This window comes from Bradyrhizobium sp. KB893862 SZCCT0404 (genome assembly GCF_018130885.1).
GTDB lineage: Bacteria > Pseudomonadota > Alphaproteobacteria > Rhizobiales > Xanthobacteraceae > Bradyrhizobium > Bradyrhizobium stylosanthis.
The window spans coordinates 690,034-702,240 of sequence record NZ_JAFCLT010000002.1 but is presented as its reverse complement, the minus strand read 5'-3'; the positions used below and the strand labels follow the sequence as shown (position 1 = coordinate 702,240).

The following is a 12,207-nucleotide window of genomic DNA, read 5'->3' as shown; positions in this document are numbered from 1 at the left end:
GGTCTCTTCTCGTCGGGAGGAAATTTCCGTGGGTACGACCATCACCAATAATCCGCCGCGGCCGGAGCCGAAAGCCCTCGCGAGCGCGCTGGAGCAGCTTGCCGCACGCTTCGGCAACCGTCTCATCACTTCTCAGGCCGTCCGCGAGCAGCACGGCCATACCACCACGTGGATCGTCAACCAGCCGCCGGATGGCGTCGTGATGGCGCAGGAGACCGCCGACATCCAGGACGTGGTGCGGATCTGCGCGAAGCACCGCGTGCCGGTCATTCCCTTCGGCACCGGCACCTCGCTCGAGGGCCAGATCAATGCGCCCGCCGGCGGCATCTCGATCGATTTGCGCGACATGAACAAGGTGCTCGCGGTCCATGCCGAGGACCTCGACTGCGTGATCCAGCCCGGCGTCACCCGCAAGGCGCTCAACGAGCACCTGCGCGACCAGGGCCTGTTCTTCCCGATCGACCCCGGCGCCGACGCCTCGCTTGGCGGCATGGCCTCGACCCGCGCCTCCGGCACCAATGCGGTGCGCTACGGCACCATGCGCGACAGCGTGCTGGCGCTGAAGGTGGTGCGCGGCGACGGCGAGATCATCACGACGGGGACGCGCGCCAAGAAGTCGTCCGCGGGCTACGATTTGACGCATCTGTTCGTCGGCGCCGAAGGCACGCTCGGCATCATCTCGGAGCTGACCATCCGCCTGCGCGGCATCCCCGACACGATCGCGGCCGGCGCGGTGTCGTTCGAGACCGTGCACGGGGCGTGTCAGGCCGTGATCCTGGCGATCCAGACCGGCATTCCCGTCGCGCGCATCGAGCTGCTCAATGCCGCCCAGGTGAAGGCCTGCAACGCGTATTCGAAGCTGACGCTGCCGGAGACGCCGCTGCTGCTGATGGAATTCCACGGCAGCGAGATCGAGGTCGCCGAGCAGTCCAAGGCGTTCGGCGAGATCGCTAGGGATTGCGGCGGCGGCGATTTCTCCTGGACCACCAAGCCGGAGGATCGCACCAAGCTGTGGCAGGCGCGGCACGACGCCTATTGGTCCGTGAAGGCGCTGCGTCCCGGCGACAGCATCGGCGTGGTCGCAACCGACGTCTGCGTGCCGATCTCGCGGCTTGCCGATTGCGTCAGCGAGACCGAAGAGGATCTCAAGCGCCTCAATCTCCTGTCGCCGATCGTCGGCCATGTCGGTGACGGCAATTTCCACTGCTCGCTCGTGTGTGACACCAACGACGCGGCCGAGATGGCGCGCGGCGAGGAATTCATGCATCGGCTGGTCGAGCGCGCCCAGTCGATGGACGGCACCTGCACCGGCGAGCACGGCATCGGCCAGGGCAAGCAGAAATACCTCAAGGCCGAGCTCGGCCCCGAGGCGCTGGACGCGATGCGGGCGCTGAAGAAGGCGCTCGATCCGCTCAACATCTTCAATCCCGGAAAGATCGTGCCGGAGGCCTAGGGCACGATCCGGGCTTTAAGGGCTCAAGCAACAACCTGAAGCGCGATGACGGTTTATCGCAACCTCGTCGCGTGCTTTGGCGCAGTCCGCTGCGCTGCGGTCAGCGGAACTTTCGACGGTCCGGTTGGTTCCAATTCCCGACAATTTCCGATGCCTCAATGGCGCGGCTTCTCGGGAGGATGCGATGTTGCGACCCGTCATTGGAATTGCCGCGATGGCGATTGCCTGCCTGCTGGCAGGGACGGCCCTGGGCAAGGGCGGCGGCGGCCACGGCGGCGGTCATGGTGGTGGTCACGGCGGCGGGCACGGTGGCGGCCATCACGGTGGTGGTCATCACGGCGGCGGCCATTTCCGCGGCCACGGCTTCGGGCATGCGCATGGCGGCGGTCATCATGGCGCGATGCGGTTTGCGACCGGTCGCCACGGTTCGAATTTCGGTCAGATCCGCAATGCGTCGGTGCGGCCTGCGAATTTCCGCAACGCTCTCAACCTGCATTCCAGCGCTTTCCGCAACGGTCGCCTGATCGGCAATCCGGCGGCGCGGGCCCAGATCACGGCGGCGGCCGCGCTCGCCGGCTGGCATGGCGCGAGCAGCGGATGGTGGCAGCATGCGGGCGGCGGCTATGGCTGGGTCGGCCCGCTGTTCTGGCCGTTCGCCTACAACGATCTCTACGACTACACGATCTGGGGCGACGGTCTCGGCTTCTGGGGCTACGGCTATCCGGACATCTATGCCGGCCTGTTCGGCCCCTACGGCTATGACGGCCTGTCGGCCTATCTGCCGCCGCCGCCGCAGGGGCGGCGCCGGGCGGCGCGCGGCGTTGCGCTGGATCAACTGTGCGGCAGCGACCGCCGCGAGATCGTCGGTCTGCCGATCGACCAGATCGCCGCTTCGGTGCAGCCGACCGAGGCGCAAGGCGCCAATCTGGATGCGCTCGGCAATGCCTCGATCGACGCTGCGGCGCTGATCCGCACCTCCTGTCCGACGCAGGTCGCGGCAACGGCGCCCGGCCGGCTGGCGGCGATGCAGCAGCGGGTCGAGGCGATGGTGAAAGCCGTCGATCTCGTCCAGCCCGCCCTCGACAGCTTCTATGGCTCGCTCACCGACGAGCAGAAAGCGCGCTTCAATGCGCTGGCAGAGGATCAGCGCCGTGTAGCGGCGTCCGGCAGCAGCGGGGGATCGCTGGTCCAGACGTGCGCTGCGCCCGCTGCGCTCGAATGGCCCGGTACCGACATCGAGACCCGGCTTCGCCCCAACGACACGCAGCGCGCCGCGCTGCAGGTGCTCCAGGATGCCAGTGCCAAGGCCAGCGCGTCGCTCAAGGCGGCCTGCCAGCCAAGCGAGGTGATGACGCCGCCGGCGCGAATGGCGGCGGTCCGCAAGCGGCTCGATACGATGCTCGAGGGCGTCAAGTCGGTGCGCGCGGCGCTCGAGGATTTCTACGCCACGCTGAACGACGAGCAGAAGGCGCAGTTCGAGGCCATCGGACCGCGCCGGACGTCCTGAATGCGCATCAGGCCGGAATGTGACGGGAAAATCGTCTCGCCGATCCCGGCAGGCTTCTCTATGCTGGAGAGAGGCTGAAGCGCGGCAGCAGGGCGGCTCGAAGATCGCAGATGGTGAGGCGATGAAGTGGTTCGCGCGCAAGACGCGTCATGACATCTGGGACGAACCGATCGAGGGGCCGCTCGGCGACATCGAGGCGGCCGCGCGCATCCGCGCGATCTGCGAGGCAGCGGCCGCAAGCGCGGCGCGGGCCGCGCAGGGCGACAAGCGCGAGAGCGCGCGCTACGAGCGCGCGGGCAAGGTCGCGATGGAGATCGCGATGAAGATCTCGGACGGGCTGATGCGCGACGACGCGGTGCATCGCATCGTCGATCTCTGCATGAAGGCGAACGACCTCAAGACCGCGCAGATCCTGTTCCGCGCGATCCACGCCAGCTGGATCCGCGAGACGGTGCAGCAGGATCATCCGACACTCGTGGAGTGAGGTTCGACTATTGCGGCAATGCCGGTGCGCTCCCTCCCCCGCCTGCGGGGGAGGGTCGGGGAGAGGGTATCTCCGCAACGGGACAATCCCCTAGAGGAGAAAGCCCTCACCCGCCACGCTCTTCGAGCGTGTCGACCTCTCCCGCAAGCGGGAGAGGTGCACCGAGCCCGCGGCTCGGCCGGCGTACCGCACCTATTCCGCCTTCGCCAGCTTGCGCACGGCCTCGTCCACGCTGTGGAAGACGTGTTCGCGCGGCAGGGTGTCGAACAATCTGAACCGCTCGAACGCCGCCTGCGCGCGCACCGATTCCAGCCGTGCCAGCGCCACCGTGACGCCCTGCTCGTCGCAGGCCTTGAACACGTCCAGCAGGATCTGCGCGGCGGTGAAGTCGATCTCGACCATGCCGCTCGCCTCCAGCACCAGCAATCGGGGCGTTGCCGTGCCGAGCACGTTCGCCACGTCGTTGCGGAACCCCGGCGCGTTGAGGAAGGACAGCGGCGCCTGCAGTCCGATCACGGCGACGCCGTCGACGCGCTCGCCGCTGATATGCGGATGCGCCGGCCACCAGATCGTCGTGCCGGGCACGCGCTCGAACTCGACCAGGCGTGCCCGTGTCGTGCTCCAGATGCCGTGCAGCAGCGACAGCGTGATGCCGAGGAAGGCACCCTGCTGGATCGGCAGCACGATGATCAGCGCGGCGGTGGCGAGGATCAGCAGGAACTCGCTCGGCGACTGGCGGTAGATCGTCACGATCTGCTTCACGCGGATGATGCGCAGCGCCACGAACAGCAGGATGCCGCCGAGCGCCGCGTCGGGAACGTGCTGCAGCAGCCCCGTGCCGAATGCGAGCAGCGCCAGCACGATTGCCGCGGCCGCGAGCCCCGCGAGCTGCGACTGTCCGCCGGTCTCCGCGACGATCCCCGTGCGCGGCGGGCTGGCGTTGACCGGAAACGCCCCGAACAGCCCGGACAGCACGCTGCCGGCGCCCGCACCGAGGAAATCGCGGTCGACATCGGCGGGCTTGTCGGGATCGGACGGAAAGGATCGCGTGGTCGCGGCGGTCTGCACCATCACCACGACCGTGATGACGAAGGCGAGCGGGACGAGGCGAACCCACAGCTCCGGTGCGAGCTCGGGGAAGGTCGGCCGCGGCAGCGTGCCCGGCACGCTGCCGACGACACTGACGCCCTTGCCTTCGAGGCCGAGCGCGATCGTGGCCAGCGTTGCGCCGACGAGGCCAATCAGCGCGCCCGGGATTTTCGCGCTGACCCTCTCGGAGATGAAGACGGCCGCAAGCACGCCGAAGCCGATACACAGCGTGAAAGGGTTGCTGCGGCCAAGCTCGCCCGCGAGCACGCCGATGCGATCGAGCGTCGGCCCGCTCGGCGATGGCAATCCCAGCACGCCCGGCAATTGCGAGACGATGATGTGGACGGAGATGCCGGCGAGGAAGCCGACCATGACAGGCACTGACAAAAGGTTGGCGATGCCGCCGAGACGGAAAGCGCCGCCGGCGAGCATCATCGCGCCGACCATCAGCGCCAGCGCGATCGCAAGGCCCTGGTATTCGGGCGTGCCGGTGGCCGCGAGCGCCGCGAGCCCGCCGGCGAAGATCGGCGTGATCGTGGAGTCTGCGCCGCAGGACAAAAAGCGGTTGCCGCCGAGCAGCGCAAAGCCGAGCGAGCCGGCCATGAAAGCGAAGAAGCCGATCTGCGGCGCAAACCCGCCGAGCCGCGCGGTCGCCATCTGCTCGGGGATCGCAATCGCCGCCAATGTCAGCCCCGCCATCAGGTCGCCCGGCAGGGAATAGGAGGCGAGCGAACGGAACAGCGGCCATGGGTGCCCGTTTGAGCCCTTGGCGTGAGCGTCGTGCGGCATCGATGAGCAATCCCCGGAATGACTGGCGTCGGTGGAACAGACTACAGCATTTCCGGCCGTGGAGGCGGCAGATGATCGACATCCGCAACTCCCGTGTCCCGGACGCGCTGCAGCGCTCCCGGCGATGCGAAGCATCGTCCGGTGCGCTGCTGCGCAGAGCCGGGACCCATGCAGCGACGTACCGAGCGGCACGATGGGTCCCGGCTCTGCGGAGTGGCACTTCGTGCCGCACCGCGTCCGGGACACGAGAGGTCAGGGACGCGATGCGTCCCGTGCCTCGCACCTCAGGATGACGGAGGTAGCAGTGTCGTCGTTGCGAGGAGCGCAGCGACGACAGAATCTCTCAGCGGCAGCCTGGATTGCTTCGCTCGCAATGACGGAGGACCAATCGGTCCTCCGCATCAGGCGTCAGCCTCAGTACCGGCCGCGGTCGTTGTGGTAATCGCCGCCGCGACCGCCGCCACCCATGCCCATGCCGATGCCGATCCCGATGCCGATGCCTTGCATCACGGCGCCGGGCGGCGGGCCGCGATCCGGCGGCGGTGCGCGCTCGTAGACCACTTCTTCGGGCGGCGGACGGCGCGGCTTCGGCGGGGTCTCGACCACCTTGCGCTTCGGCGGCGTGTCGTCGACGCGCTTCTTGATCACGGGCGCGACAGCCGGGTTGAGCGGCGAAGCCGGAGGCGTGGGCGTCGAGCAAGGGCAGGTCGGCGCCATCGCGACGGCGACCGGAGCGGGGATGGCCGCGCCGGCAACCGGCAAGGCATAGTTGCGGTTCTGCACGCGGAGCAGCAGCCGGCGCGCGGTTGCCGCGAGGTCGCTGTTGTCCCAATTGGCAAGATAGGCCTCGAACGAGGCGCGGGTGTTGATGGCGACCGCGCGCTCCCAGGCCAGCATCTGGCGCCGGCGTTCCACCACCGTGCGCAGGCGCGGGGTGCGGGCGTCCTGGGTGTAGAGCTCGATATAGGCCTGATACGCCTCGACGGTGTCGTCGGTGAGCACGAGCTCGTAGGCGACCTTGGCCTCCTTGCCCTGCAGATCCTTACGCCACTCCGCGACGCTGCGCGTGCCGCTGGCGAGCGCCATGGCGGATGCGCCCGGGAGAGTGGGCTGACCGCTGCTCTCGCCGCCGAAGAACCTGAAATCGGTCGTCAGCGACGAGCTTTCCCAGGGGATCTGCCGTCCGTCGGTCGATTGCGCCACCGCGACGCGGATGCGCTTGAACACCTCCTCGATCGGCAGGTTGGGCTGCTTGGCGACGGTCAGCGCGGCGGTGGTGTAGGGGCTGTCGAGGCCGTTGCCGTCCTCGGCTTCGGCGCCGGGCGAGGTCGAATAGGAAATGAAGGAGCCGGGCGCGCCGGCCTTGGTGTCGACGATCGCAAGCCCGTGGCCGGCGCCGCTGAGCGCCGGGAACGGATTGTTGCGGCAGGCGTCCAGCATGAAGATGCGCGCCCGCGTCGGCAGCGCGCCGAGCGTGTTGAGCATGTCGTTCAGCCGCACGCCCTGGAGCGGAATGTCGGCCTCGCGCTTGGGATCGAGGTCGACGGGCACGAGATAGTTCTCGCCGTCGATCTGCAGGCCGTGGCCGGCATAGAACACCAGCGCGACGGTGTCGGCGCCGCTGGCGCTGACCTTGCCGGCGAAGTCCGAGATCGCCGCGCGCATCTCGTTCTGACCGAGATTGGCAGCGGACGTGACGCTGAAGCCGGCATTGCCGAGCAGCTCGGTCATGCCCTTGGCGTCGTTGGCGGCGTTGGGCAGCTCCGGTACGGTGCGATAGGCGGATTGGCCGATCACGAGCGCGAGCCGCGCTTCGGCGGCGGCGTCGGTCGGTGTCATCAATTGCGTGAAAGCAAGCAGGCCGGACGCAAGCAGGAAATTGGAAAGGACTGGACGGCGCATGGTGTCACCTCCATCGGCAATGCGCGCGAGGATGTCACCTTTTCTATGGGCCCGCCATGACACTGTCTGTGCGCTGGATCACTCTGCTTGTGCGGCAAAATGGGGCAGGGTGTCTGCCGGAGCATCGTTTCGGCACGATCCATGTGAATTGCGCATTGATCCATGCGCCAATTGGATTGATCGCCGCGCGCGCGAAAGGGCGCCCGTTCGCACATTGCGCCACAGGCCGAACTCGCCGAAATTCCCGAGACAACATGGCGGTTTTCGCGCGTCGCTCGTGCGCGCGCTGTTCACCGCACCGCGCGCGGCGGCGGGATGCGCGTCCCTTGCCTGTGCCGTCGCTTTGGCCATACAGTCCGCACAACAGGCCGTGACAACGATCACGGCCGTAAACAAGAATGCTTGGGGAGAGACCGCACCATGACCATCGTGCCCGTGAACCGTCGCGCGTTCATCAAGTCATCGGCGGCGGTCACCGCCGGCCTCGTGCTCTCTCCCGCCATCATCGGCCGCGCCGAAGCGGCGACGCTGAAGCTGAAATGCTCCTCCTCGCTGCCGAACGATCCCAAATACGCCAACGGCCGCGTCTACTACGACAACCTCGTCAAGAACCTGAAGGGCAACGGGCTCGGCGAGCAGGTCGAGGTCGCCTTCTTCCCCGACAACCAGCTCGGCCAGGAAATCGACGTCATCAACTCGGTCAAGCTCGGCGTCATCGACCTCATGGTGTCGGGCTCGTCGATCTCGGCCAATCTGGTGCCGCTGGTCGGCACCTTCGATCTCGGCTTCCTGTTCTCGAGCTTCCCGCAGCAGACCAAGGCGTTCGACGCCGGCGCCGCCAAGCCGATCGAGGACGCCCTGCTCAAGGGCGGCAACATCCGCATCATCGCCTGGGCCTACAATTTCGGCTCGCGCAGCGTGCTGGCGAAGAAGCCTGTGAAGACGCCGGAGGATCTCGCCGGCCTCAAGATCCGCACCCTGCCCAATCCCGTCATCACCGAATGTCTGCGCCTGATGGGCGCGGCCGCGACGCCGCTGGCTTTCGGCGAGATCTACACCGCCCTGCAGGCCGGCGTGCTCGACGGCCTCGAGCACGATCCGCCGACGATCCTCGCCAGCAAGTTCTTCGAAACCTCGAAATTCTACGCGCTGACGCAGCACAATTTCTCGCCGCTCGCGATCTATTTCAGCGACATGACCTACAACCGCATGGACCCGAAGCTGCGCGAGGGCTTCCTCGATGCTGCGAAGAAAGCGGCGGCCGACACCCGCGCCCACGGGCTCGCGGTCGAGAAGGAGGCGCTGGCGGCGCTCGGCGAGAAGGGCGTGACGGTCGCCGAATGCGACCGCGAGGCGTTCAAGAAGCGCGTCGCTCCGCAGATCGAGAACTTCATCAAGGCGCGGCCGGACTCCAAGGCCGTCATCGACATCGTCCGCGCGACGCAAGCCTGACATGGCGATGACAGGCGCCATGTCGCTCCCGGGCGCTCGCCACGGGAGCATCACCCTGCTGCTTCGCCTCAGTGACGCGATCGCGGCCATCCTGCTGGCCGCCGATCTCGTCGTGGTGTGCGCTTCCGTGCTGCTGCGCTTCTTCTTCAATGCGCCGGTCGAATGGTCCGACGATGTCGCCCGCGGCCTGATGGTCGGTTCGGCCTTCTTCGGTGCGGCCAGCGCGCTCGCGCGCGGCGAGAATGTCGGCGTGTCCTTTTTCCGCGATCTGTTGCCGCTGCGGCTGCGCACGCTGGTGGATGCGGCCAGCGCGCTCCTGATCGTGCTGATCTCCGGCTATGTCGCCTACAACGCCATCAAGCTTGGCTCGCTGACGGCCGGCCAGACCACCGGATCCGGCTTGCCGCTGGAGTTGACGTTCTATCCGATGGGCGTCGGCGCGCTGTTCATGACGGTGTTCGCGATCGACCATCTCTGCGCAAGGCCGCTGCCCGACATCGTCAGGGGGCTCGTTGCGATCCTCGTTGTCACCGGCCTCTATCTCGCCTGGGACTACCTGTCGCCGTCCTCGGTGCCGTCCGCGGGCACGCTGATGCTGATCGGCTTCTTCGCGACCCTGTTCGGCGGCCTGCCGATCGGTTTCGCGCTGGCGCTGGCCGCGCTGCTCTTCATCTGGGTCGAGGGCGCGCTGCCGGGCGTGATCTTTGCCCAGCAGATGGCGCGCGGCATCGACAATTTCGTGCTGCTCGCGATCCCGTTCTTCATCCTCGTCGGCTACCTCATGGAAGCCAACGGCATGTCGGTGCGCCTGATCGAGCTGTTGCAGCGCGCGGTCGGGCGCATGCGCGGCGGTCTCAACGTCGTGATGGTGGCCTCGATGGTGCTGTTCTCGGGCATCTCAGGCTCGAAGATGGCCGACGTTGCTGCGGTCGGCTCCGTGCTGATCCCCGCCGCGCGGCGCTCGAAGCAGAATCCGGGCGGCGCGGTGGCGCTGCTCGCGGCGTCCGCGGTGATGGCGGAGACCATTCCGCCCTGCATCAATTTGATCATCCTCGGCTTCGTCGCGAACCTGTCGATCGGCGGCCTGTTCATGGCGGGGCTGCTGCCGGCCGCGCTGATGGCGCTGGTCCTGATCGCGGTCTCCATCATCTTCGGTAAGCCGCCGGCGGCGGACGAAGATGTCGCGCCGCAGGCGCCGGTGTCCGGGCTCTGGAGCGGCGCCATCGCCGCGTTCGGCCTGATCTTCATGATCTTCTTCGGCTTCAAGAGCGGCTTTGCCACCGCCACGGAGATCTCGGCCTTCGCGGTCGCCTATGCGCTCGTCGTCGGCAGCCTCGTGTTCCGCGAGCTCACCTTCAAGACAGCCGCGCACAGCTTTGTGCAGGCGGCCACGCGTGCGGGCCTCGTGCTGTTCATCGTTGCCGCCGCGCAGTCGCTGGCCTTCACGCTCACCCTGCAGCAGGTGCCGCATGCGGTCGGCGATTTCATGCTGGGACTGTCGAAGACCTCGGGCGTCTGGCTGTTCATCCTGCTTGCGATCGTCGTGCTGATCGTGATGGGCTCGGTGCTGGAGGGCGCGGCAGCGCTGATCATCTTCGGGCCGCTGCTGCTGCCGGTCGCCGTGCAGCTCGGCGTCGATCCCCTGCATTTCGGCGTCGTGCTCGTCATCGCGATGGGCATCGGCTTGTTCGCGCCGCCGCTCGGGCTCGGGCTCTACGGCGCCTGCCTGATCGGCAACGTGCCGATCGAGCAGACGGTGAAACCGATCATGGGCTATCTCGGCTTGCTGTTCCTCTGCCTGCTCGTCATCGCCTTCGTGCCATGGCTCTCGACCGCGCTGCCGCGGGCATTCGGCTACTGAAGGAGACTTGCCGTGAAGGTCCTGCTCGCGCACACGCCGGAGATGCGGCGCAATTATTACGGCGACCGCAGCCTGAACGGGCTGCGCGCGGCGGCCGAGGTGATCCTCCACGAGAGCGACGAGACGCTCGACGCCGGTGGCCTCGTGCGCGCAGCAAAAGATGCCGACATCATCGTCGCCGATCGCATGACTGAAGGGCGCGGTGAGATTTTCGCGCAGCTGCCGCGCTTGCGGGCCTTCGTCCGCTGCGCCGTCGATATCCGCAACGTCAATGTGGAAGAGGCCTCGAAGGCCGGCGTGCTCGTGACCCGGGCCGGTCCGGGCTTCGTGCAGGCCGTGGCGGAGCTCGCGGTCGGCTTCATGGTCGATCTCTCCCGCGGCGTGTCGCGGGCGACCGCGGACTACCAGGCCGGCCGCAAGGCGGAGGCGCGGATGGGCCGCCAGCTCGCCGGCAGCAGGATCGGCATCATCGGCTATGGCAGCATCGGGCGCTATCTCGCCGAGATCGCGAAAGTGATGCGCATGGAGGTGCTGGTCGCAGATCCCTTCGCTGAGATCAGCGACAGCGCCATCCGGCACGTCAGCCTCGATGAGTTGCTTGCTGCGTCCGACTATGTCGTCTGCCTCGCCATCGCCAACGAGCAGACCGAGAATCTGATCGGCGACGCCGCGCTGGCGCGCATGCAGAAGCACGCGGTGTTCGTCAATCTCTCCCGCGGCAATCTCGTCGACGAGGCCGCGCTCGCGAAGGCGCTGCGCGAGAACCGCATCGCCGGCGCCGCGATGGATGTCGGCCGCGCGCCCGACCAGATGCCGAGCCCGGAGCTCGCGAAGCTGCCGAACGTCATCGCGACGCCGCATGTCGGCGGGCTGACGCCGCAGGCGATCGAATACCAATCGCTGGAGACCGTGCGGCAGGTCGAAGCGATCGTGCGAGGCGAGGTGCCTCCGGGCGCCGTGAACGCCGACCGCTGGACGCGCCGTCCGTGAAGGGCGCCTGAACCGGGGCGTGTGCCCCCAATACCGGCACCGCGATCATTCCTGCAATTGAACCAAGATCAAATCCGGCCACACCAACACCGGTAGCGCCCAAGACGCACCTGGCCCTTAACCCTGTCGATTGACGAGTAAACACGACCTGGTCATCAAATCGGTTACTTGATGAACGGATGTTTGAATGCAGTTCTTTCTTTATGAAATCGTCGCTCGCATCGTCGCAGCTTATCTTTGCGTCGATTGCTTCCGCAACGTGCGGTCCGGCTTTGTCGAGAGAAAAATCACGTCTTTCCCCCATTCTACCGGAATTCTGGACTTGCTTGTAGACAGTCTTGCAGGCTTGTCGAAGCGGATTGTTCATAGAGACACCGCGCCGGTCCAGTACTGGCTGGAAATGGGCCTGCAGATGTTCGGCTTGGTCGGATGCGCCGGCGTTGCGATATTCGGCTGGTTTCACCCAACCACCTGAGCAACGGTTGATGGCCCAACCCGGATTTCTGATGAGGTCGGCCGTTATCTGAGACGCAGCAATCGTAGGGTGGGCAAAGGCGCGTTAGCGCCGTGCCCACCATCGGGCCGGCAATTGCGACAGAAGTGGTGGACACGCTCCGCTTTGCCCACCCTACGAGGCCATTGCCTTGAACCTCATCCCGAGCTGCGACGTCAAAATTCCG

9 protein-coding genes are annotated in these 12,207 nt (G+C 67.0%); 7 read left to right on the top strand and 2 right to left on the bottom strand.

What is annotated here, in order from left to right:
• The first annotated feature begins 28 nt into the window (after positions 1–28).
• The 3 genes from JQ617_RS12130 to JQ617_RS12120 all read left to right on the top strand — a co-directional run bounded on the left by JQ617_RS12130 (position 29) and on the right by JQ617_RS12120 (position 3,444).
• Positions 29–1,453, top strand: a complete 1,425-nt coding sequence (locus tag JQ617_RS12130) for an FAD-binding oxidoreductase (RefSeq protein WP_212026497.1) — start codon at positions 29–31, stop codon at positions 1,451–1,453.
• 184 nt (positions 1,454–1,637) lie between these two features.
• Positions 1,638–2,960 carry a Spy/CpxP family protein refolding chaperone gene (locus JQ617_RS12125; RefSeq protein ID WP_212026496.1) on the top strand — a complete coding sequence of 441 codons (1,323 nt, stop codon included), beginning with the start codon at positions 1,638–1,640 and terminating at the stop codon, positions 2,958–2,960.
• 121 nt (positions 2,961–3,081) lie between these two features.
• Entirely contained in the window at positions 3,082–3,444 is a 363-nt protein-coding gene (locus JQ617_RS12120) for a hypothetical protein (RefSeq protein WP_212026495.1), read from the top strand.
• Positions 3,445–3,636: 192 nt separating this feature from the next.
• Here the strand turns inward: JQ617_RS12120 and JQ617_RS12115 are convergent, their stop codons facing one another.
• Together JQ617_RS12115 and JQ617_RS12110 are read right to left on the bottom strand one after the other, a co-directional pair.
• On the bottom strand, positions 3,637–5,322 hold the full coding sequence (locus tag JQ617_RS12115; protein WP_212026494.1) for a SulP family inorganic anion transporter: 1,686 nt from the start codon (positions 5,320–5,322) through the stop codon (positions 3,637–3,639).
• Positions 5,323–5,736: 414 nt separating this feature from the next.
• Entirely contained in the window at positions 5,737–7,224 is a 1,488-nt protein-coding gene (locus JQ617_RS12110; RefSeq protein WP_212026493.1) for a caspase family protein, read from the bottom strand.
• Between the two features lie 420 nt (positions 7,225–7,644).
• Here JQ617_RS12110 and JQ617_RS12105 point away from each other — a divergent pair, with 420 nt between their 5' ends.
• From JQ617_RS12105 to JQ617_RS12090, 4 genes are all read left to right on the top strand, one after another.
• Entirely contained in the window at positions 7,645–8,676 is a 1,032-nt protein-coding gene (locus tag JQ617_RS12105) for a TRAP transporter substrate-binding protein (protein ID WP_063689175.1), read from the top strand.
• 7 nt (positions 8,677–8,683) lie between these two features.
• Positions 8,684–10,537 (top strand): TRAP transporter large permease, encoded by a 1,854-nt coding sequence (locus JQ617_RS12100; protein ID WP_212026816.1) that lies wholly within the window; start codon positions 8,684–8,686, stop codon positions 10,535–10,537.
• A 12-nt stretch (positions 10,538–10,549) separates the two neighbouring features.
• Positions 10,550–11,527 (top strand): hydroxyacid dehydrogenase, encoded by a 978-nt coding sequence (locus tag JQ617_RS12095; RefSeq protein ID WP_212026492.1) that lies wholly within the window; start codon positions 10,550–10,552, stop codon positions 11,525–11,527.
• Between the two features lie 187 nt (positions 11,528–11,714).
• Positions 11,715–12,002 carry a hypothetical protein gene (locus JQ617_RS12090; protein WP_212026491.1) on the top strand — a complete coding sequence of 96 codons (288 nt, stop codon included), beginning with the start codon at positions 11,715–11,717 and terminating at the stop codon, positions 12,000–12,002.
• The last annotated feature ends 205 nt before the right edge of the window (positions 12,003–12,207 follow it).